The organism is Microcoleus sp. S13_C3, from assembly GCF_036700905.1.
GTDB lineage: Bacteria > Cyanobacteriota > Cyanobacteriia > Cyanobacteriales > Microcoleaceae > Microcoleus.
Window position 1 is genome coordinate 26641 of record NZ_JAUBPT010000048.1, and the last position, 22459, is coordinate 49099.

17 protein-coding genes are annotated in these 22459 nt (G+C 44.7%); 12 read left to right on the top strand and 5 right to left on the bottom strand.

Going from position 1 to position 22459, the window contains the following annotated elements; translation table 11 throughout:
* Window positions 1-14 precede the first annotated feature (14 nt).
* Window positions 15-6890 carry an AAA family ATPase gene (locus QUA16_RS15225; protein WP_333103008.1) on the top strand — a complete coding sequence of 2292 codons (6876 nt, stop codon included), beginning with the start codon at window positions 15-17 and terminating at the stop codon, window positions 6888-6890.
* Between the two features lie 350 nt (window positions 6891-7240).
* On the opposite strand, the gene QUA16_RS15230 is transcribed toward QUA16_RS15225, so the two are convergent.
* Window positions 7241-8437 carry a response regulator gene (locus QUA16_RS15230; protein ID WP_333103006.1) on the bottom strand — a complete coding sequence of 399 codons (1197 nt, stop codon included), beginning with the start codon at window positions 8435-8437 and terminating at the stop codon, window positions 7241-7243.
* Between the two features lie 108 nt (window positions 8438-8545).
* Complete coding sequence (locus tag QUA16_RS15235) at window positions 8546-8719, bottom strand: hypothetical protein (RefSeq protein ID WP_333103005.1); 174 nt, start codon at window positions 8717-8719, stop codon at window positions 8546-8548.
* A 545-nt stretch (window positions 8720-9264) separates the two neighbouring features.
* On the opposite strand from QUA16_RS15235, the gene QUA16_RS15240 reads away from it, so the two are divergent.
* The 6 genes from QUA16_RS15240 to QUA16_RS15265 all read left to right on the top strand — a co-directional run bounded on the left by QUA16_RS15240 (window position 9265) and on the right by QUA16_RS15265 (window position 16827).
* A complete protein-coding gene (locus tag QUA16_RS15240; RefSeq protein ID WP_333103004.1) occupies window positions 9265-10245 on the top strand; it encodes a sigma-70 family RNA polymerase sigma factor in 981 nt (326 codons plus the stop codon).
* A complete protein-coding gene (locus QUA16_RS15245; protein ID WP_333103003.1) occupies window positions 10185-12059 on the top strand; it encodes a tetratricopeptide repeat protein in 1875 nt (624 codons plus the stop codon). The genes QUA16_RS15240 and QUA16_RS15245 overlap by 61 nt, the downstream gene beginning before the upstream one ends.
* A 609-nt stretch (window positions 12060-12668) precedes the next feature.
* On the top strand, window positions 12669-12884 hold the full coding sequence (locus QUA16_RS15250; RefSeq protein WP_333103002.1) for a hypothetical protein: 216 nt from the start codon (window positions 12669-12671) through the stop codon (window positions 12882-12884).
* Window positions 12885-13045: 161 nt separating this feature from the next.
* Window positions 13046-13852, top strand: coding sequence for a lipase family protein (locus QUA16_RS15255; protein WP_333103001.1), 807 nt, complete (start codon window positions 13046-13048; stop codon window positions 13850-13852).
* A gap of 379 nt (window positions 13853-14231) precedes the next feature.
* Window positions 14232-15899: an ABC transporter ATP-binding protein gene (locus tag QUA16_RS15260; protein ID WP_333103000.1), complete on the top strand. Its 1668-nt coding sequence runs from the start codon at window positions 14232-14234 to the stop codon at window positions 15897-15899.
* A gap of 43 nt (window positions 15900-15942) precedes the next feature.
* On the top strand, window positions 15943-16827 hold the full coding sequence (locus QUA16_RS15265; protein ID WP_333102999.1) for a class I SAM-dependent methyltransferase: 885 nt from the start codon (window positions 15943-15945) through the stop codon (window positions 16825-16827).
* A 325-nt stretch (window positions 16828-17152) separates the two neighbouring features.
* On the opposite strand, the gene QUA16_RS15270 is transcribed toward QUA16_RS15265, so the two are convergent.
* Complete coding sequence (locus QUA16_RS15270) at window positions 17153-17350, bottom strand: hypothetical protein (protein WP_333181202.1); 198 nt, start codon at window positions 17348-17350, stop codon at window positions 17153-17155.
* A 108-nt stretch (window positions 17351-17458) separates the two neighbouring features.
* Entirely contained in the window at window positions 17459-17572 is a 114-nt protein-coding gene (locus QUA16_RS36925; protein ID WP_445252021.1) for an NfeD family protein, read from the bottom strand.
* Window positions 17573-18068: 496 nt separating this feature from the next.
* Between QUA16_RS36925 and QUA16_RS15275 the strand changes: the two genes are divergently transcribed.
* The 5 genes from QUA16_RS15275 (at window position 18069) to rodA (ending at window position 22284) form a co-directional block, all read left to right on the top strand.
* The gene (locus QUA16_RS15275; protein WP_333181204.1) at window positions 18069-18245 is read left to right on the top strand and encodes a hypothetical protein; all 177 of its coding nucleotides are present in this window, start codon (window positions 18069-18071) and stop codon (window positions 18243-18245) included.
* A gap of 72 nt (window positions 18246-18317) precedes the next feature.
* Window positions 18318-18935 (top strand): IS607 family transposase, encoded by a 618-nt coding sequence (locus QUA16_RS15280; protein WP_333102997.1) that lies wholly within the window; start codon window positions 18318-18320, stop codon window positions 18933-18935.
* Complete coding sequence (locus tag QUA16_RS15285) at window positions 18838-20016, top strand: transposase (protein ID WP_333102996.1); 1179 nt, start codon at window positions 18838-18840, stop codon at window positions 20014-20016. The genes QUA16_RS15280 and QUA16_RS15285 overlap by 98 nt, the downstream gene beginning before the upstream one ends.
* 330 nt (window positions 20017-20346) lie before the next feature.
* Complete coding sequence (locus QUA16_RS15290; RefSeq protein WP_333103068.1) at window positions 20347-20694, top strand: VOC family protein; 348 nt, start codon at window positions 20347-20349, stop codon at window positions 20692-20694.
* A gap of 330 nt (window positions 20695-21024) precedes the next feature.
* Window positions 21025-22284 carry a rod shape-determining protein RodA gene (rodA, locus tag QUA16_RS15295; protein WP_333102995.1) on the top strand — a complete coding sequence of 420 codons (1260 nt, stop codon included), beginning with the start codon at window positions 21025-21027 and terminating at the stop codon, window positions 22282-22284.
* On the opposite strand, the gene QUA16_RS15300 is transcribed toward rodA, so the two are convergent.
* Window positions 22228-22459, bottom strand: a 232-nt coding sequence (locus QUA16_RS15300) for a hypothetical protein (RefSeq protein ID WP_333181205.1), incomplete at its 5' end; no start/stop codon positions are given. The two genes, rodA and QUA16_RS15300, sit on opposite strands and share 57 nt — an antisense overlap.

Consider the following 22459-nt stretch of genomic DNA (forward strand, 5'->3'; position numbering starts at 1 on the left):
CAATAATTCCCAACATGATTTCACTGCCAGATATCACAATTGTCAACCAAATCTACGACAGTGCTAATACCCTCGTATACCGGGGCATCCTCAAATCAAATCAGCAACCTTTGATTTTGAAACTCCTCAAAGAGGATTACCCCACACCAGCCGAACTCTACCGCTATCAGCAGGAATACGAAATCACTCGCCGTCTCAACCTAGAGGAAACGATTAAAGCCTACGAACTGCGACAATACGAAAACACACAAGTCATGTTGTTAGAGGATTTTGGAGGAGAGTCCTTAAAAATCGTGCAGTCAGGTCGTCCCTATGCTGTACCAGATTTTCTCCACCTTGCCCTCCAAATCACAGATGCGTTAGGCAAAGTTCATCAAAAAAAAGTCATTCACAAAGATATCAATCCATCTAATATTGTCTTGAATCCTCAAACAGGACAATTAAAAATTATTGACTTTGGCTTATCTACCATCCTCTCCCAAGAGAATCCCAGCCTCACAAGTCCTAATCTTCTAGAAGGGACATTGGCTTATATATCTCCAGAACAAACAGGCAGGATGAATCGCTTACTAGACTACCGCACCGACTTTTATTCTCTTGGCGTTACTTTCTATGAACTGCTAACCAACCAGTTGCCTTTTGAATCCGTCGATCCACTTGAGTTAGTTCATTGCCATATTGCCAAACAACCCACTCCACTTCATGAAATTAATCCAGAAATTCCCGTGACTATCTCAGAAATTGTCATGAAGTTAATGGCAAAAAATGCGGAAGATAGATATCAGAGTGCTTGGGGAATCAAGACGGATTTAAAAACTTGTCTTGCTCAAGTTATAAATGGTAAATTTCAACCTTTTTTCTTGGGAGACCAAGATATTTCTCCTCAATTGCAACTTCCTCAAAAACTGTACGGGAGAAAATCACAGATTGAGTCCTTATTGAGTGCCTTTGAGCGCGTAGCGTCGGGACAAGAAAAACAAGTAGGGGCTCGTTTAGCAAATAACCTGAGTAACCCAACGACAACTCAGTCACAAAATCTGCCCGTAGAGACACAAACTGAACTCATGCTAATTTCGGGATACTCTGGTATTGGGAAATCAGCTTTAGTTCAGGAATTGTATAAGCTCATCACTCAAAAAATCGGCTACTTTATTGCAGGTAAATTTGACCAGTTGCAACGCGATATTCCCTATCAAGCTTTAGTCGCTGCCTTCCAAGAATTGGTGCGACAACTACTCACCGAAACTCCAGCGCAATTACAACAGTGGCAAGAGAAGATTCAACGCGCATTAGGAATCAACGGACAAATTATTATTGATGTTATTCCCGAAGTAGAACTGATTATTGGCCAACAGAATCCCGTCCCCGAATTGCCTGCAACCGAAGCAAGAAATCGGTTTAATTTAGCTTTTCAAAACTTTATTCGACTTTTTTGCCAAAAAGAACATCCCCTCGTCCTATTTCTAGACGACCTTCAATGGACAGACAGCGCTACCCTGCAATTGATTCAGTTGATAATGACCGATTTTACTACTCAATATCTGTTTGTAATTGGAGCTTATCGAGATAACGAAGTCACTGCAACTCATCCTGCAATGCTGACTTTATCTGAGATGAAAAAGCAGGGAGTTGTAATTAATCATCTCTCCGTTTCACCCCTAAATTTAAACCAGGTGAATGAATTCATTGCGGATACGCTGAAAACCGATAGCATCCAGGCGCAAAAATTAGCCGATTTAGTTTGGCAAAAAACACAAGGAAATCCTTTTTTTATCAAAGAGTTTCTCAAGTCACTTTATACCGAGCAATTGCTGAAATTTGATACTAATGCTGGGGCTTGGTATTGGGATTTAGAGCAAATTATAACTAGGAATCTTACTGATAACGTTGTTGAGTTCATGGCAGATAAAATTCAAACCTTATCAGATTCAGCACAAAAAGTTTTACGATTAGCCGCTTGCATTGGCAACCAATTTGATTTGCCAACTCTTTCCATTATTAATGAAAATCCTCAAAAACAAACGGCTGATGAATTGTGGAATGCTATTCAAGCAGGGTTGATATTACCCATTGGGGATGATTACAAATTCCTAAAAACAGACAGAGATACCAAGGCATTAAAAATTATTTATAAATTTGCTCACGATCGCATCCAGCAAGCAGCCTATTCCCTAATTCCCCCAGACGACAAGCAAGCGGTTCACTGGAAAGTTGGGCAACTGTTGTTACAAAATACACCACCACAGGTACTCCAACAAAAGATTTTTGATATTGTCAATCAACTAAACTTCAGTATAGAAGCAATTGACGTTCAGTTAGAAAAAGATAAACTTGCTCAATTAAATCTGATTGCTGGCAAAAAAGCGAAGGCATCAGCAGCTTGGAAACCGGCCTGGAATTACTTAAGCATTGGTATAAATTGCCTGAGTGCAGATAGTTGGCTTCGTCAGTATGACCTAAGTCTAGCACTGTATGTGGAAACAGTAGAAGCTGCTATCTTGAGTGGCCACGTGGAGGAAATGGAAAAATTGGCTGACATTGTGCTTCAACAAGCTACTTCATTGCTCGACAAAGTGAAAGTCTATGAAGTCAAAATTCAAGCTTATACAGCACAAAACCAACCGTTAGAAGCGATATATACGGCACTTTCAGTATTAAAGTTGTTGGGGATTCGCTTTCCCAAAAAACCCACAAAATTAAATATTTTTCTTGAACTGGTGAAGACTAAGTTAAGTTTAGCAGGAAAGCGAGTTGAGGACTTAATCGACCTACCATTGATGACTGATCCTTATAAGCTAGCAGCGATGCGTATCCTATCAAGTGTAGTTTCTGCTGCCCATTTTGCTTCACCTGACTTGCTACCGTTAATAGCGTTTAAACAGGTAAAGTTATCAATTAAATATGGGAATACTTCTGTGTCTTCTTCTGCCTATGCTACTTACGGACTAATTCTGTCTGGGGAAACCGTAGGAGACATTGAGACTGGTTATAAATTTGGGCAACTTGCTATCTTGTTACTAGATAAATTTAATACTAAAGAACTCACAGCCAGAACCATATTTATTGTTAATTACTTTGTCAAACATTGGAAAGAACATCTTAGGGAAACTTTAAACCCTTTGCAGAATGCTTACTCGATCGCCCTAGAAACTGGAGATTTAGAATATGCAGCTTATTCGGCCTGCGTATACTCCTACCATTCCTATGTATTGGGGAAGGAATTGGCAAAAGTAGAGGCAGAGATGGCAATGTACAGTAATACCATCAGCCAACTGAAGCAAGAAACATCATATTACTATAACCAACTCAATCGACAGGTTTTATTGAACTTGATGGGACAGGCTGAAGATAAATGCCTTTTAATCGGTGAAAACTATGACGAAACAAAAATGTTACCCCTGCATCGAGAGGCGAATGCTCAAAATCTTTGTCGATCGGTCTATTTTTACAAGCTATTTCTCTGCTATCTTTTTCAAGACTATCAGCAAGCTCTAGAAAATGCTAAATCAGCAGAAAAATATAGCGATAGCGCTGTAGGTACTATTCCTCTCTACCATTTCTACAATTCTTTACTCGATCTGGCTATCTATTCTGACGCACCAAAATCCGATCAAAAACTCATCCTCCAGAAGGTGAAAGCCAACCAGAAAAAGATCAAAAAATGGGCGGAGTTTGCTCCGATGACTCACCTCCATAAATTCTATCTAGTGGAGGCAGAACGATATCGAGTTTTGGGTGAAAATTCTAGGGCGATCGACTACTACGATCGCGCTATTGCCTTAGCCAAAGAACATGAGTACCTCAACGAAGAGGCTTTGGCTAATGAACTGGCAGCCAAATTCTACATCGCTTGGGGAAAAGAGCAAGTTGCCCAAGCCTATATGACAAATGCTTACTACTGTTATTTACGTTGGGGTGCAACAGCTAAAATGACAGATTTGAAACGACAGTATCCACAACTTTTAAAGCGTTTTACGACAGCCAATACGTCCATAGATTCGCGCAACAGCCTGTCTAATACTTATGGCAGCACTTCAGGTGAAACCCTGGATTTGGCAGCATTGATGAAAGCATCTGGGGCAATTGCTAGTGAAATTGAGTTGGATAAACTCCTCACGACTTTGATGAAAATCCTGCTAGAAAGCTGCGGGGCACAAATTGGCTATCTAATTTTAGAGTCTCAAGGACAACTAAGAGTCGAAGCGTCAGGCGAGGCTAACTCAGATCGGGTGATGGTGTTGCAATCGACTCCAATAGAAACCTGCCTGCCTTTGTCGATTATTCACTATGTTGAAAGGACTCAGGAAGGACTGATTGAAAACAATGTTGCCCGTGAAGGCAGATTTACCCAAGATGCTTATATCAAAACACAGCAGCCCAAGTCTATACTTTGCGCCCCTCTGCTCAATCAAGGGCAATTAATTGGCATTGTTTACTTGGAAAATAATTTAGCAGATGGGGTTTTTACACCCGATCGCCTGGAAGTGATTCAATTGCTTTCAACTCAGGCGGCGATCGCCCTTACTAACGCCAGACTCTATACTCAAGTACGATCGACGCAAAATCGCCAGAATAAATTCCTTAATGCCATTCCTTTTGGCATATCCGTTCACGACGCCAAAGGACAACTGGTTTACGCCAATCCCGTCTCACAGCAGTTACTGAATATTCAAGATTTACCCAAAGCCGCAATCGATCAACTCTCAAAAACCTATCACATTTATCGGGCAGGGACAGGGGAGGTGTATCCAGTGGAAGAGTTGCCCTTGGTGCGATCGCTTGGCGGTGAAAAAACATGGGCGGATGATTTGGAACTGCACTACAGTGAGCGAATCGTTCCCTTAGAAGTAACCAGCACGCCCATTTTGGATGACACGGGTAATGTAGAATATGCGATCGTAGCTTTTCAAGATATGAGCGAACGTAAGCAGGCACAGATTACACTCATTGAAAATGTCCGCTTAGAACAGGAAATTCGCGAGCGCCAAAAAACAGAAGAGGCTCTGCAGCAGAGCGAGGCACGCTACCTTGGTATTCTGGAAGACCAGACAGAACTGATTGCCCGGTATCTGCCAGATGGTACCGTTACCTTTGTCAATGAAGGCTTCTGTCGATTTTTTGGACTGACAAGGGAACAACTCATAGGCCATCACTACGCACCTGTCGTGTTTGAGGAAGACCGCGAATATGTAACCCGAGTCGTCAATTCCATTAGCCAAGAAAATCCCGTTGTCACAATTGAAAATCGGGTGATTGTTAGCTCCCAAGTGCGTTGGACGCAGTGGGTTAACCGAGCGATATTTGATGATTCCGGTTGCATTGTTGAATTCCAGGCGGTAGGACGAGATATCAGCGCTCGCAAAAAAGCCGAAGCAGAACTCGAGCAAGCAAAAGACGCTGCTGAAGCTGCCAACAAAGCTAAAAGCACTTTTCTTGCCAACATGAGTCATGAATTGCGAACTCCCCTCAACGCCATTATCGGCTTTTCTCAACTGATGAATCAGGATACCAATCTGTTAACTGAACAAAAAGAGAACCTTAACATTATTTATCGGAGTGGAAATCATTTATTATCTCTAATTAATGAGGTACTTGACCTTTCCAAAGTAGAAGCGGGACGCATGACTCTATCGGAAACTAACTTTGATATTCATCAATTACTAGCTGATGTCGAGGAGATGTTTGCGTTGAAAGCCAAATATCAAGGCTTACAATTACTGTTTGAATGTGCTGCCGAAGTTCCTAAATATATCTATGCTGATGAAGTTAAGTTGCGGCAAGTGCTGATTAATTTAATCAGTAATGCCATTAAGTTTACTCCTTCGGGAAGCGTATCTGTAGAACTAAAAAGTAAACAGGCAAAAACCCCAAGTGAAGCCGAAACACAAATAACCACAAACCAACAACAAACAACCATTATCTTTGAAATAAAAGATACCGGACTTGGCATCGCTGCAGACGAACTAGAGAAACTATTCAAACCCTTCGTACAAACAGCATCAGGTCAAAAAGTGCAGCAAGGAACCGGATTAGGACTGACGATTAGCCGTCAATTTGTCCGCTTGATGGGAGGTGAAATCACCGTTATCAGCGGCGGCAAAGCTTTCACCCCTGGAAGGCCTCTCAAGGAATTTTTAGAAGACACAACGGGCACAACATTTAAATTTGACATTGCTGTGGGCATCGCTGATGCCAGCAGAATTCAAAACCAACCCTACCATCGTCGCGTCGTTGCCCTCGCCCCTAACCAGCCCAAATATCGCATCCTAGTGGTGGACGATCGAGATTACAATCGGCAACTGTTAGTTAAACTCCTCAAACCTGTTGGTTTTGACGTGGAAGAAGCGAGTAACGGTATTGAAGCGATCGCACTTTGGGACTCCTACTCACCGCATCTCATCTGGATGGACATGAGAATGCCCATTATGGATGGTTATGAAGCCACGAAACAGATTAAAGGCACTATCAAAGGTCAAGCTACGGCTGTTATTGCCCTGACAGCTAGCGTGTGGGAAGAAGAAAAGGCAGTTATTTTATCGGCTGGTTGTGATGATTTTGTGCGAAAACCGTTCCACACAGAAGTCATTTTTGACATCCTGGCTAAACATTTGGGGGTCGATTATATTTATCAGCAGCAAGACCTACCCTCTCCCCCTTCTAATGTGACGGGAGAACCGTTAAATTTCACTGATTTATTAGCAGCGATGTCAAAAGAATGGATAGTAAAATTATATGAAGCAGCTATTGACGCGGATGCGGAATTAGTTTTTCAACTCCTAGAGGAGATTCCTGAATCTCACGCTTTCGAGCTTCAAACTCTCAGAAATTGGGTGAATCAGTTTCAGTTTGAGAAGATTCTGGATTTAACTGAACCCTTGATTGGTGAATGATGATACAGCAGATTGCAGGTTTATGAAGTAAACTCTCGATCCCCGTAGGGAAACGGCCCAGGGCATTGGTGACAACTTAAGCTATCAGTCCGCCAAGTCCGCTAGTGGGCCTGCCAGTCCGCCAGGGAATGAATTCCCTGTCTAATAGCTAAAGTCCTCTGAAGAGGACTAATGATTTTAAAATTTTTCTTCTCAGTCCTCTTAAGAGGACTTTCGCTTTGAGGCAGGGAATTCATTCCCTGCCGGACTATTGGTTGTATGTTAAGTTGACACGAATGGGCATGGTGCCGTGTCCCTACTCCACTTCATAAACCCGGTTTCTGGGTCAGATTGCGTAAGCACTGTTTCTGCTATTTGATAACACGCGGTTGGTTCTGTCCCATCATTAACTTTAATGCCGACTGTTTTAACTCTGTAAGGTCGCGGATGGTAATTGAGCAACCGTCTCCCAATTTAACAGCAGTGAAATAATAGCATTTGCCCAGGTAATCACTTTCTAGATGAACCTCTCCTTCCAGCGATTCTCCCGTTTCAACAACTTCTACTAATAAATCAAACAATCCTGGACTCAATTGATTAAGCAGTTTTCTCAGCACGGGTTCCACCGCGAGTTCTGTTCGTTTTTTCCCTAAGAGTCTGGCAAAGACAGGGTTAACTACCAAGCAGCGAAAATCTTCAATTTCTCCAGCGATATCCCCCCTCACCGCATCCACCGCAGCTATTCCATCCAGAGATGAGTTTAGCAAATTTGCCAGCAGGGCGCGAGATTGGTAGGCAATTTCTGCAGTTTGCTGGTGTCGCTCGATTGCTTCTTTAAGCTGGCGTTTTTGGTGCTGGATAGTTACCTGAGTATCGAGGCGCACTAGCACTTCTTCCGGCTCAAAAGGTTTAGAAATGTAGTCAACTCCCCCTACCTTAAAAGCTTTAACTTTATCAAATACTTGGTCAAGTGCGCTTAAGAAAATAATTGGAATTTCTGAGGTGTTTTCATCGGATTTGAGGGTTTGGCAGACTTGATAGCCATCCATGTCTGGCATTTTAATATCCAGCAATATAGCATCGGGGGGATGATTGCGAACAGTCCTCAAGGCCATCGTACCATTGGTGACGCACCGAACTTTATACCCATTTGTAGTCAGAATTTCGGTGAGAAAATGCAGATTCTCTGGGATGTCATCCACAATTAAAATGTTACCTTTCGGAGTTTCTAATTCATTGATTTCTATAGTTTCAGTCGCAGCAATCGCCATAAGTTCGCCTGCGTTTTTGGCATCGGCGATATCAGTTTTGGTGCTTTGCTTCTCTAGCAGAGAGCGAAAGTTATTCTTAGTAACTTTCTGCCCCATTAGGTCTGAAATGCGGTGCCACAGGATGGAAGATAAATCTTTGATATGTCCTACACTGAGGTACAAGCTGTCAGCAACAGCACTATAAGTTGCGTTTTTCCAAGCAGCTTTTAAAATTTCCTGCTCGAGAAAACTTAACGGTTTACTGCTTTTTGACTCTAAGGCTGATTCGAGAAATTCTAGAGCTTGTTCAAAAGTCATGTACAAATCAATCTCATCGGGTAAGGTTTTTTCAATTGGGCACCCTAACTTTGAGTTATACACCGTACTAAGTCGGTGGAGAAATTCCTAATAGTTATTATGACAGACTTATTGACACTTACGCTCCGGGACGATCGCTCCCGATCCTGATTCCACCTTGTCGAAACCCGAAAAAGGCGATCGCGCCCGCTTAATTATTTGTGAGGGCGATCGGCTTAAACTCTTTAATTGCAAGGCTTTTAAGTTGCTTGTCACCCCGTCAGCGCATATGCTCTGTGTCAAGCCTTGTCTTTATCCACAAGACAAGGCTTGATTATTTTTTTTGTATAATAAAATACGCCGATTAGCGCCGACAATTCGATTAATTTTAAGTATTATTACTGATGTCTTTTAGCGCGTGATATTGTACTCCTCACTCAGAAATATGCCAATTAGGCAAAGATCCGACTTTTCCGACTTTACGATCCGACTTTTCCGACTTGCTTTAGGCCTGGACTATAAAATACTATTGAATAGCATCCACCAAAAGACATAGAACAGTACCAGTCATGCTGTCGATCTGCTCTATCTAAAGATAGATAGTAAAACCAGGGCGTCCGACTTTTCCGACTTTACGATCCGACTTTTCCGACTGACAGGGGCGGGGGAGGGGAGCCAGGATACAGACATGGAAAGGATGCAGCCTCAAAAAAAGAGCAACTGAATCCAATCTTTATCCGCATAAATACTCAGACCACACTGAGCTAGATGTTTGCGGGATTGGGGTGCAACGAAAAAAGGAACAGAGGAAGGTTCCTTCACATTTATCTTTCACCACTTTTAAAATCATGTCAAATTCTCAATCCGTTATTGCAACAGACATTCGGTATTGTCCTGAAGATATAGAGAAAGCATTTTGGCAGCTATGGCAGCAGAACCGAGATTATCTTTACCGTTGCTGTCTCAGGTGGATGGAGGGGAATGCTACTGATGCTGAAGAGGTGCTCAGTCGCGCCATGCTCAAAGCTTGGGACAAATTGCCAGACTATGCCGAAAAAATCACCAACCTCCGAGCTTGGATCACTCGCTTAACCCATAATCTATGTATAGATATACAACGAGAACGTCGCCGGAAAGCAATGCAGATGGAGGATATTGAAGAAGTAGCTGCTACAGGAAATTCAGCATTTATTTCTGGTTTGAACTCTCCTGAAGAGGCACTTCTACATCATGAGTTGGGACAGTACATTCGCCGCGCTATTGATACTCTTCCTTCTCGATTACGCAATCCGTTTATCCTGCGTTACTGCCACCAGATTGCCTATCAAGATATTGCCCAACAACTTGCTCTGTCGCTCAATAACGTTTATAAGCGCATCCAACAGGCACGAGATATTCTGCAAAAGCGTTTGAGCAGGTATTTGTCAGGGTTGGATGATGCTTTGTTAGATTCCTCCGAGTCCTCTAAAAAGGGGGACGTTGCCGTTGCCTCGATCGCGGATGATTTTGCTGTAGGGGTAGTGCCCCCGTGCCTACCCCGTCAAGATTCTGGGGCAGCCTCGGTTGGGACAGCCACGGTTGGGACAGCCACGGTTGGGGCAACCACGGCTGGGGCAGCCACGGTTGGGACAGCCTCGGTTGGGGCAGCCTCGGTTGGGACAGCGACGGCTGGGGCGATCGCGGGGGGATTGCCCCTACAATTCGATGAAACGATCGCCCCGATGACTGAAAACATTGGCGAGACAATTAATTATCAAGTCACAGCAATATGTCTAGAAACACTACTCTCCGGGTGGTATCCCTCACTCAGTCCTCTGGGGTGGAGTTGAATGCTTACCTAGTTTTAGACGAAAAGCCAGCCCGAATTGACCAGAAGCTGAAAACATTAAGTGAGTACGTGCAGCAGTATCCTTCTGGGTGGAAGAAACGGTTGGAATTGGCGAATCTGCTGTATGCAATGGGTCGTATTGAGCAGGCGGTTGAGGAGTATCGCCAAGTGATCGATCGGCAGCAACCATTGATTGGCGTGCGGTTGCAGTTGGGGAAACTCTTGCAGCTTATGGGACGAGAGGTTGATGCCATAGCGGTTTATGAAAGTGCCTTGGCCAATGCACGCAATGAGGCGACTCGACAGCATATCAGTGGATCGATCGCACTCTGTAGAAATGACACTCAAGCCGCGATACTCGCTTTTGAGTCGGCGGCAACCCTTGAACCAGATAATGCGGCTCACTGGCTGGCGTTGGGCCAGGTGCAAAGGGGCAGAGGGGATGCGGTTGCAGCTTTGCGAGCCTTTGATACGGTTTTGTCACTGAACCCGGATGATATTGTAGCGCTGATTGACAGCTACGACGCGAGTCAGGCGGTGGGTAATGTGCGCCAAGCGCAGCGGCGGTTGAGCAAAGTGCTAGAGGTGGCTCCGGGTGATTCCCGAGCGCTCAAACGACTGGCGGATACTCGTTGCCGGATGAGATTGGTATCGGGTGAGGAGGGCAAACAGACTAAACAGATAATTAGTTCTGTGCTGCAACAGGCTCCTGATGCGGCGGATGCCCGCGAGTTGCTGGCATATTATCACGTTTTCCGGGGGGAGTGCGCTAACGGGGTTGGGATGTTGGAACGGTTTACTGAGGAACACCCGAATCATCCTAGGGGTTGGTATTCCTATGGGCGGTGCTTGTTCCATACGGGGGAATATCAGAAAGCGGCTGAGGCGATGCTGAAAGCTTATCGTCTGTATCCCCAGGATTGTGAAATTTATCGGGCGTTGTGCGAGATTTTGCCTTTAACCTCTCCCCCTGTTACTCTCGATCCCCCCCAGCCCCCCTTAAAAAGGGGGGAGCTAGAGGAGGCAAAGTCTTCTAATTGCACGGGGGGAACTCCTCTCAAAGTCCCCCTTTTTAAGGGGGATTTAGGGGGATCTAACCGCCGTCCCCCAGTTCCTCTCGATCCCCCCCAGCCCCCCTTAACAAGGGGGGAGCCAGAGGGGGTAAAGCCTTCTAACTTCACGGGGGAAACTCCTCTCAAAGTCCCCCTTTTTAAGGGGGATTTAGGGGGATCGAACCGTCAAGTAACCCTTACATCAATAGTAGAAGAGATGCTCGATCGTTTTCCCCAACGCTGGAGTGTTTGGACGACGGCGGGGCGGGTGTTGGTGGAAAGTTTTCAGGAGATTGAGCGAGGGTGTAGTGTCTCTGTGCGGGGGACGCAACTTGAGCCGCAGTTACCTGATGCTTGGTTTGGTCATGGGCGGGTGTTGGCGCTGGCGGGGAAACACCGGGAGGCGGTGGAGGCTTTGGCGCAAGGATGGCAGTTGTTACCGGAAGATGGGGGTTATCTGCAATCGGTGTCTGCTGCGGTGTGGCTGGGGGAGAGTTATGGAGTGTTGGGGGATGAGGTGGCGAGTCGGAAATGGTTGGAAAAGGCTTGTCAGTTTGCTCAGGAATTGATGGAGTTTGACCCGGCGATGGCTGGTTACTGGCAAGGGAGAACGTTGTTGGGGTTGGGGGATGTGACGGAGGCTGTGGAGGCGTATCGAAGTGCGCTGAGTCGGCGGTTGCTCTACCCTTTTCGCGGGGAGGTTGAGGAGGCTGTGAAACGGTTGAAAGGTAAGAGGCGAAAGGGCGATCGGGCTAAAGCGTAGAGCCTTGACTTCTTAGGGAAGTCGGGGCTCTGAACCTCTCAGAGTGCATTTAGTTAGGAAAAAACAGCCTCTAACTCGAAAAATTCAGAAATTGACCTCTGGATTCGTCTTATAGGTGTAGAGACAAAAATACAATTTCGTCTCGACTAATCTCGAACAAGATTGAGGATCAAAACTCAATCAAAAACAACCAATAAAACTAGCAAAAAGGAGAAAAATAATGCTAAGACGTGGTAGCTTCTAGAACAAAAATCAATTGCGATCTCAATTTCATCAGTGATTGAACATCATTAATTGAAAAAAGATGTAGGGTAGGCACTGCCGTCAGCGCCTACCCTACATTTTTTGTTGCTGACCTCAACTTAATGACAAAATCTGGTGCAATGGGTGGAAATTAGAGTTCTCGTGTTTGAGGTGGGTTTTATGGGGTGGATTGAGTTAGGGAAAAACAGCGCCTAACTCGAAAAATTCAGAAATTGACTGCCGGAATCGTCTTAATGGTGTAGAGAACAAAGCTTGTACAGAATCAAGCAAACAAAGAGTAAATCTAAGGACTTAATCGCAATGTCAGCAAAGCTCACGCTCGAATTTTAAATCGAACCATCCGATTTGGAAGCATTGGCAATATTGGTTGAAATTGAAGACATCCCTGCAAAAAAGCTACTTAAAGGTTCCAAGGAGGAACTCTGTAAAAAGTACAACGAGTACAAGGGATTTATTCCGATGGTGCTACCATTTATCAAAAAAATCCCCGTTTATGGATCTAAGATAGCTACCGTCATTGAAACATTGATGCAAATCGCTGATTTTGCTTGCGCTATTTAGCGTTCGGCTTAGCATCAATCATTTTTCAGGTGTCTCCTCATTTAGTTTGACGGAGACACCTACTGAAGATTCCTAACTTCTCGACTGTTGTATCTTGAGTAATCCTTCAAAATCAATTGCAAAAATTTTAGCTAACAGCCAGTAAAAACACATTGATTATTATGCCAAAAGTTCCATACAATCGTGAAATCTCCAAGCTTCTGACTAAATGCCTCAAGCTAGCAGTAGAACAGTATGGCAAAAAAGATCCTAAGTATGATGGTTCGATCGTGCCACCTGATGGCTACACTCAGATAGCCTCGTTCAAAAGACCAGAAATCTCTAACTCTAGCCAATTGCAGTTGCAATCTCCAGTCAATGATTCGCGAGAGGTCTACTTCGGCTTTGCGCTAACTTCAGAAACAAACAACATTATTACCTTACGCGGAACGCAATCACTCTACGAGTGGATTACTAATTTGAGCGCATTGCAAGATGATTACGATTCGTCTGATGACAAGCGAGGTAAAATCCATTTAGGTTTCAAATTCATCTACGATAAACTCAGCCAACAAATTCGCGAAGCCGCTAGACAGTTTGACACTTTGAAGCCTTGCTACGTGACGGGTCACAGTCTCGGTGGTGCCCTTGCTGTCCTTGCAGCCACCGATATTGCTGTGCACATAAATGGACTTAAAGACCAAGTGCAGATGTACAGCTACGGCGGACCCCGCATCGGCGATCCTGTCTTCGCCTCTTTCTATAACGAACTCATACCCAGCAGCTATCGTGTAGTTAACCTCGCTGATGTAGTACCAGTTTTGCCACCCACGCATATCTATGATTGCACGTACCAGCATGTTGGGCAGGAGTGGTCTTACCTGTGGCAGAAGGGCGACATTGGCGAGAACCACTACCTCGTGTCCAACTACCTCCCCGCCGTGAGCTCAGAGGTCGAGAAAGATAAACCACTCATATATCCCTGTTAGTTCAAAGAAAACAAGGTGCATTCCCAAGTTGCAAAACCTAGCGAGCGGCCGTCGCCTAATCAGACTCAGAAATCACAAGGGCGTGGCACTCTCGAATCGAAACTGCACCCGCTCCTTTACTAAAGTCCTAGCTAGGGTCGCTATATCATCTTTCATAAATTTGAGTTCGCTCCCTAGTGGACAACCGTATAACTAAGTGTCAAGGCTTGTCTTATGGATAAAGACAAGGCTTGATACCTTTTATTCCTACAAAGTAAAACACTCCGCCGATTAGCGCAGACCATTCGATCTCAAAAAAAGAGCAACTGAATCCAATCCAAACCTGGATAAATGCTACGTCAAAGTATAAATCGTGCCTGTAGACAAACTCCCATAACTCATGGAACTTATTTGGTTCTTTAAAACCCTCAACAAATACATTGCCTCCTACAAATGGCAATTCATTTTACTCTTTATCTGCCTGATATTCGACGCAGCATTCGATTCAGTCTTCCGAGCCAGCTTAAAATTTATCATCGATGCCGCCATCGTTCCCCAAAACTATAGTCTTCTGGTTCTAATCCTGTCATTGCTAGTTGTCGGAGCAATTCTATATGCCTGCATCGGTTTGCTAGGAATTTTCCTAGGAGCGCGTTTGGGCATTTTAATCACCAACAATATCCGACACTCTCTATTCGAGCATCTCCAAAGCCTTTCAATGGAGTTTTTTGGGCGACGTTCAGCCGGGGATATTGTCAATTGTCTCATCGCCGATGTCCAAAAGGTGGAAAATGGTGTAATTACAATGGGGCTGACAGTCGTTGTTTTAGAACTGTCTAACTTCCTATTTTCTCTGGTTTTCCTCTTCTTCCTCAACTGGCAATTAGCCCTGCTCAGTTTAATCGGTTTAACCCTCTGCACCATTGCTCCAGCAAAAATAGCCAGCCTTGCCACCGAAGTCGGCTATAAGTTGCTGCAAAAAGAAGGACAGATTGCCAGCGTCGTCGAAGAGAATATCCTCTCGCAAACCGTTGTCAAGATATTCGGGCTGGAAAACCAAATGACTAAGGATTTTGCCACCGATTTAAATGACTTAAAACAGGTTTATGTCCGCGCCACCTTTCTCTCCTACTTAGTGCAGAAAGTACCCATGATTGGTTTTGTCATGACGCAGCTTATCGTTTTAAGTATTGGTGCAGTGATGACCTATAGGAATATAATTTCTGTAGGAACTCTTACCTCCTTTCAAGTTTTAATGCTAGGATTGAATCTCAATATTCTTGGCTTAACTTCGTCAATCCCGGCATTTATTGATGGAGTAGCAGGGCTGCAACGCATCAGCGATATCTTATCAGAAACTCCTGCAATTCAGGATGCACCAGATGCGATTGATTTACCTCACTTTTCCAGTGATATTAACTTTGACAATGTTACCTTTAGCTACTCCCAAGATAGAGGAGGAGTTAAAAATCTATCCCTAAAGATTCGCCAAGGAGACTTCGCGGTATTTGTCGGTCAAAGTGGAGCAGGCAAAAGTACAATTGTCAACTTGCTGACGCGATTTTATGACCCGGATAAAGGACGTATTCTGTTTGATGGAATTGATTTACGTCATGCAACAGTACGCTCCCTCCGCTATCAAATTGGACTGGTTTCTCAGGATGTAATTCTCTTTAATTGCTCCGTGCGAGAAAACATCCGCATGGGCTATCTACAAGCCACTGACGAACAAGTCGAAGCCGCAGCCAAAGCCGCCGAGATTCACAACTTTATTTTGTCCTTACCCCAAGGCTACGACACACCCGTTGGTGACAGGGGCGGACAGTTATCCGGGGGACAACGGCAAAGAATCGCCTTAGCTAGAGCCTTGGTAAGAAATCCAGCAATTCTGATTCTGGATGAAGCCACATCCGCCCTTGACCCCGCCACAGAAGCGGAAATCCTCGCCACCATCGAGCGCATCACCAAAGAACGCACCGTGATTTTGATTACCCACAAAATGGCCCATGCCTTGCGTGCGGATGTCATGTACGTGCTGGAAAACGGCAGCTTGGTTGTTAGTGGTTGACACACAGATTTGACCTGTACTGAATATTTTGGAGTTAAAAATTATGACCAGCACAAATGATTACAAATGGCTAATTCCCTCTTCTGCTAACCTAGGCTCGAAATCTCTTGAAGAAGAGAAAGCTCTCTGGGATAAAAACCACGAAGATTATACTAACACCGCTTTCAGCATCACCCAAGACCCCAAAATCTGCAAAAACTTAATCCGTCCAGAGCGTTCTCCCGGCTATGATATTCCCAACTCGCCTGATATCAAAGTCTTAATTCCCGGTTGCGGCTCGGAAATTTATCTTCAGAAAACTTTACTAGAATTTTGCCCCCAAATTGGACAAATCTACTGTACCGATTTTTCCAAAACAGCCATTGACAAAGCACAAGCACACTGGAAAACAGCAGATGGAGATGCCCGACTCAACAACCAGCAAATCGTGTTTGAGGAAGTAGACTCCACGCGAATCACCGAACAAAAACCGGACTGGAACGAGAAATTTGATTACGTCCTACTCGCAAATTCCGTGGTTTCCAGTGAGGATAAAACCAATCGCGAGATGATTCGGGAATTTGGAAAAGTTCTCAAGCCAGGTGGCAAGATATACGGATATTTCCCAACCACCTTATGCTTTTTAGAAATTGCCTACTTTAGTCGCAAACACGCTCACTGTGTTACAGAGGGATATATCGATGTCTACGGCAATAAAGTTTGGGATGCTGAGTGGCAAACTGCCCAGATTTATTACACTCCCTTGCGGTTAAATCGCATCTTTAAAGAAGCGGGATTGCAACAACTCAGTTTGGAGATGCAGTTTTTGGACTATGAGCCTTTTGTTTCCATGTTTAAACAGATGATAGATCATGACGACCCGGATATCTTTCTCTGGCATCTTCTAGTTCGTTATGAAAAATATAGCAATCCTAAATCATTCTCATAATTATTGTAGGGGCAATCCCCCCGTGGTTGCCCTATAGATAGGGGGTAGGCACGGGGAGTAGGGGTAGCACTACCCCTACAAATTTATCTGAATCATTTAGGATTGCTATAGGACTTAGGGATTTGGGCGAAGCATCGAGTGAGATGCTTCGTTTCACTCAGCATGACACATAGGCTTTGCGTAAGTAGGGACACGGCATTGCCGTGTCCTTCTTCGTGTCAACAACTAGGTTAAACCCGCAGTCCGGCAAGGGTTGAAACCCCTGCCTCAAAGCTAAAGTCCTCTGAAGAGGACTGAAAAACTCATTAGTCCTCTTCAGAGGACTTTAGCTATTAGACAGGGAATTCATTCCCTGGCGGTCTGGCGGACTGGCGACTGTCAGCGGCGAGTTATGGTTGAGGTAAAACTCTAGAATCTGGAAATTAACAGAGGCCAGAAGTACGATCGCCCTTTTGAAGAGAAATGTATAGAAATAGAAACGCGATCGCAACTTTATTTGTTTTACCCTCCGATAACTCCCCATCTCCCGATGGTTTCCCAACTACGCTTCAACTATCAAAGTAATGTTGTCAAGTCTCACGACGCCAACAACTTCACCGGGTTGCAAAGTTATTTCTCGTTAGCGAAGCCCTCAAAGAGGATCGCACTTCGCCGGCCACCAACTGTTTTGGAAACGAACGCGACCGCATTCTTGAGGGCTAATTTGTTCATCTACGATCGCTGTTTCAACATCGTTAATAGACATAGCTGCTTGCTCCTGAATATAAACTAGACTTGATTTGTGCGGATGTCAGAAGCTTGTCTGTCAACTTCCCCTCCACACTCAACCGTGTCACTTCTGATTATTATTTGAGCGGTTTATACAGTATTTTAGGGATTTATTATCGGAGCTTAAACGAGAGAAATCAAGCCAGAGAATGCCATTAAATATCAGAAATAAAAGCCCCTAAATATTTGCAGATTATAGCGAAAAACAGCGAACCGGACAACGGCAAACAAGCAAATCTCGAATTCTGGAAAATTAACGCTGCAATTAATATAGGTTTTTGTCAAATAGAAACGCGCGAATTATAATCAGCTATGGAGATATTTGTCAAGCTGAAAAAAATGCGGGACTAAATCGGGAGTAATAGCTATTCGATCGATGTCGGGTTAGCTTTCCTCAACTCCTGTGTCGGAGCAAAAAAGAGGCGGAAGATATCGCCGAAAAACTTTATGCCGATCGGGAAAACAGTCAGTTGGTGGGTACGGGATACAAATTAGTTTTTCTCGCCGCCACTTATCACAACCTGCCAGAGACAGAGAAAGCTTTGAGCTTGTACCGCCAAGCGATCGCCCAGGCCGACCAAAACCAGTACAGCACCATCAAAGCCAAAACTCTCAGCGGTACAGCCGCGCTGCTGACACAAAGTAAATGATTTCCTGGAATGTTCTGGTAAATCCGGGTAAAGTCTGGTACTATAGTTTGAGAACAAAAATACCACCTAGCGATGACCAGATATGTCACACCGCGAGAAGCTTGCAAAATCCTGCAAGTCTCAGACAAAACCCTTAGAAACTGGGAACTTGCCGACAAAATATCAGCAATCAGAACTCCATCCAACCAGCGACGCTACGACATCGACAGCGTTCTCGGAACCGGACACGACCGAATTACAGCCATCTACGCCAGGGTCAGTAGCTACAAACAGCGCGAAGACCTCGATAGGCAAGTCAGCTACCTCCAAAACCTCTACCCGCAAGCCAAAGTCTTCAAAGACATCGGAGGCGGACTCAACTTCAAAAGAAAAGCGCTGCTTGCCCTTCTGGGACAAGTCATGTCAGGAGATATCTCAGCAGTTGTGGTCGGACATCAAGACAGACTGTGCCGGTTCGGTGGCGATCTCATTAAATGGATCTGTGAGCAAAACAATTGCCAACTCATGGTTCTCAGTAGAAACGAGCTGTCTCCAGAACGAGAAATGGTTGAAGATATCCTTGCCATCATCCACGTCTTTAGCTGCCGACTCTATGGTTTGCGAAAATACAAATCTGCTATCAAAGAAGATTCGAGTTTACCCGGAAACCAAGCTAGCAGCGAAGTGGAGGACTTGGATTGCAGCAAGTAGATGGTGTTATAACCAAGCAATTGCTATCCTGAGAGACGAAAAAATTGGCAAGTACGATTTAAGAAAGAAAGTGATGGACTCGGCTCCCAAGTGGGTGTCAGAGCAGCCTTATAATCCCCGACAAATGGCAGTGTTTCAAGCTTTTGAAGCACACAAGGCTGCGAAGAAAGTCAAAGGAACGGCAAAGTTTAGGAGCCGTTTCGACACATCTCAAACTATCCGGTTCCAAACATCTAACTGGAAGTTAGGTACTTTTTACCCAAATTCTACCAAAGGACTAAGTTTTCAAGCATCAGAACCAATCGTTGAGGTAATGCAGCACGAACCAATACTCAGCTTAATTAACAGGCAGTGGTTGATCTGCTATGCGATTGACGCACAAGTAATGAAACCAATTAATAGCGATTTGGTTGTCGCGCTAGATCCGGGTGTCAGAACTTTTCTTACTGGTTTTGATGGTAGTGACTTCATCGAAATAGGAAAAAACGATATCGGTCGTATCTATCGCCTAGCAAGGCATCTAGACAAATTAATGTCCCGTATTGGAGTAAGTAAAGGGAGAGAGTTCAAGCGACTAAGGTATTGCCTGCGAAAATCAGCAGCCCCAATCAGGATCAAGATTAAAAACTTGGTCAATGAATTGCATAAAAAAGCTGCCAAATATCTAACAAGCAAGTACAAGTTAATTTTTTTGCCAACCTTTGAGACGCAACAAATGGTCAAGAAAGGTAAACGTAGGTTGGCGACTAAAACGGCTAGAGCGATGGTTACATTGAGTCATTATCGTTTCAAGCAAATGTTGAAGCATCAAGCCACCAAGCACGGTGGTGTTGTAGTAGACGTAACGGAAGAGTATACATCTAAAACTTGCTCAAAATGTGGACATATCCATACTAACTTGGGTGGATCTAAAATCTTTAAATGTCCAAAATGCGGACACACCCTAGAAAGGGATAAAAATGGCGCTTTCAATATTTTGTTGAAAGCTTTGAGAGATACCTCCTTGACAGGAGAGCTTGCTGCTTTTTCTGTCTTGCCATACACGGTTATTCCGGGATTAGTCCGGGATTTACCGGGTTAAATGTATCTGTACCGAGAACGGGGAGAATATGACCAAGCCCTGCCGCACCATCCAGAAGCAATCGAAATACTCGATCGAACCAGCGCTAAATTAGACCGAGCCGAAGCTTGCTATCAACTAGCACTAACAGAACAAAAACTTGGTAACATCGAGAAAACCCAAGAAAATTTTGACCGCGCCATTCAACTGTTCAGCGAAATGGACGCTAGCAAACAAGTAGAAAAAGTACAGTTAGCCGGGACAAAAAAACTGAAAAAATACCTAATTAATCGAGCAAGAAATCAGAAAATAGATACAATAAACGAAAGAACAACCATAAACTTTGTAGATATGAAACTAAAACGATTGGGACACGTAGCCGTCTGCGTGCAAGACATAGAGAAGTCTGCTGAATTCTACCGCAACTTGGGTATGGAGTTAGTCTGGAAAGATCCAGACTGGGCTTATTTGAAAGCAGGAGAGGACGGATTGGCGCTGTTGAGTCCGAGTTACGACCAAGCAGGGCCGCATTTTGGGTTTGTATTTGACGATCGTACCGAAATGGAATCCGCCTACGAACAACTCAAAGCCGATGGTGTTTCCGTCACCCACATCCACGAACACCGCGACGGTACTGCATCCTTCTACGGCAGAGATCCAGATGGGAACGGCTTCGAGTACCTTTACGAACCGGCCTGACGATTCGAGGGCTTACGAATCAAAACCCAAGAAACCGGGTTTTTAGCGGTTTCTGCGAGTTACAGTGCGTCTTATCGAAAAAAACCCGGTTTCTGACCACGTGCGCGAACTAAATTAAGTAAGCGCCCAGAAAAAAATAGAATATCCACATACCCGGCGCAGGCGTTCCTTCTTCCGTTCCCGGAACATCCCTACAACTCCCCGAATAATCTGAGGTACTCACACCGATGCTTCTATAGTAAGGTGCAGGCTGTGAATCCGAAATATATCCACAAGTTCCGAAAATCGGCTCGATAATCTAAAATCTAAAATCTAAAATCTAAAATCCTCATGTTGCAGAGAATACAAGTCAGAAACCGCTGGAAATCAATCTTCAAACCCTGGGAAGAAGCAGACCCTTGGCTGTTCGCCGCTTGCATCGCCCTCACCATCTTCGGGGGAATCATGATCCGCAGCGTCGAAATCAACCAGGGACTGATCGACTGGTGGCGACACTGGGTAACTGGGGCAGTTGGTTTGTTCCTCGCCATCATCATTTCCCGCTGCCGCTACCAAATACTGCTGGAGTGGAAATGGCCGATTTACATATTAATCAATTTGTCGCTGATTGCAGTGCGGTTTATCGGTACTACAGGGCTCGGTGCCCAGCGGTGGATCAACATCGGCGGCTTCTACCTGCAACCCTCAGAATTTGCCAAAGTAGGCATGATCGTCACTTTAGCAGCTCTCCTGCACGAGAAGAGTGTCCCCACAGTCCGGGATATGTTGAGGATGCTGGCGATTATGGCTGTACCTTGGGGATTGATATTTGCCGAACCAAATTTAGGTACTTCCCTAGTGTTCGGCGCGATCACAATGGGGATGTTTTACTGGGGTAATGTCAATCCCGGCTGGCTAATATTGCTATTCTCTCCTCTCATCTCAGTTCTCTTCAATAACCTGTCTACACCGATTTGGATAGCTTGGGTAGTTGTTGCGGGTATTATCGCTTGGCGAACCCTGCCTTGGCCCTGGTTAGGGACTTTCGGTGCTGTGTTGGTGAACGTTGTTTCTGGACACCTCGGACATATTTTTTGGAATGTGCTCAAGGATTATCAAAAAATGCGCCTGACAGGGTTTTTAAACCCCGAGAAAGACCCTTTAGGCAGCGGATATCACTTGATTCAATCCCGGATTGCTATTGGGGCAGGGGAACTCAAAGGCAGGGGTTTGTTTCACGGAACGCAAACTCAGCTTAACTTTATTCCCGAACAGCATACGGACTTTATCTTTTCAGCTATTGGCGAAGAATTGGGGTTTATTGGCTGCATTTGCGTGTTGTTGGTGTTCTGGATAATGTGTTTCCGGTTGGTGACGATCGCTCAAACTGCTAACGATAATTTTGGTTCTTTGCTGGCGATCGGCGTACTGTCAATGTTGATTTTTCAGGTGTTCGTAAATATTGGGATGAACATTGGCTTGGCTCCGGTTACGGGCATTCCGCTGCCTTTCCTAAGTTACGGGAATGCCTCGCTGCTGAGTAATTTTCTCGGCCTAGGGCTGGTGGAGGCGGTGGCCAGCCAGCGACAGCGCAAGAAGCGTTGGAATTAGGTCATTGGTAATTGGTTTTGGGAATGCGATCGCCCTTTTGATTTTTTTCGAGAAATTCTGCGGGCGATCGCATTTTTTGTCGATCTGCCAAGGCGCATCTAAGGAATGAGAATTAAATAACTTCCACAAGTTTGTGGGATGGGCGTCCCGCCCGTCCAAAAAGGACGGGCGGGAC

Excerpts from the sequence above, each read along its gene's own strand:
- QUA16_RS15225 (WP_333103008.1), top strand. The coding sequence starts at position 15 with ATGATTTCACTGCCAGATATCACAATTGTCAACCAAATCTACGACAGT.
- QUA16_RS15230 (WP_333103006.1), bottom strand. The coding sequence starts at position 8,437 with ATGACTTTTGAACAAGCTCTAGAATTTCTCGAATCAGCCTTAGAGTCA.
- QUA16_RS15240 (WP_333103004.1), top strand. The coding sequence starts at position 9,265 with ATGTCAAATTCTCAATCCGTTATTGCAACAGACATTCGGTATTGTCCT.
- QUA16_RS15245 (WP_333103003.1), top strand. The coding sequence starts at position 10,185 with ATGTCTAGAAACACTACTCTCCGGGTGGTATCCCTCACTCAGTCCTCT.
- QUA16_RS15255 (WP_333103001.1), top strand. The coding sequence starts at position 13,046 with ATGCCAAAAGTTCCATACAATCGTGAAATCTCCAAGCTTCTGACTAAA.
- QUA16_RS15260 (WP_333103000.1), top strand. The coding sequence starts at position 14,232 with ATGGAACTTATTTGGTTCTTTAAAACCCTCAACAAATACATTGCCTCC.
- QUA16_RS15265 (WP_333102999.1), top strand. The coding sequence starts at position 15,943 with ATGACCAGCACAAATGATTACAAATGGCTAATTCCCTCTTCTGCTAAC.
- QUA16_RS15270 (WP_333181202.1), bottom strand. The coding sequence starts at position 17,350 with ATGGGGAGTTATCGGAGGGTAAAACAAATAAAGTTGCGATCGCGTTTC.
- QUA16_RS36925 (WP_445252021.1), bottom strand. The coding sequence starts at position 17,572 with ATGTCTATTAACGATGTTGAAACAGCGATCGTAGATGAACAAATTAGC.
- QUA16_RS15280 (WP_333102997.1), top strand. The coding sequence starts at position 18,318 with ATGACCAGATATGTCACACCGCGAGAAGCTTGCAAAATCCTGCAAGTC.
- QUA16_RS15285 (WP_333102996.1), top strand. The coding sequence starts at position 18,838 with ATGGTTTGCGAAAATACAAATCTGCTATCAAAGAAGATTCGAGTTTAC.
- QUA16_RS15290 (WP_333103068.1), top strand. The coding sequence starts at position 20,347 with ATGAAACTAAAACGATTGGGACACGTAGCCGTCTGCGTGCAAGACATA.
- rodA (WP_333102995.1), top strand. The coding sequence starts at position 21,025 with ATGTTGCAGAGAATACAAGTCAGAAACCGCTGGAAATCAATCTTCAAA.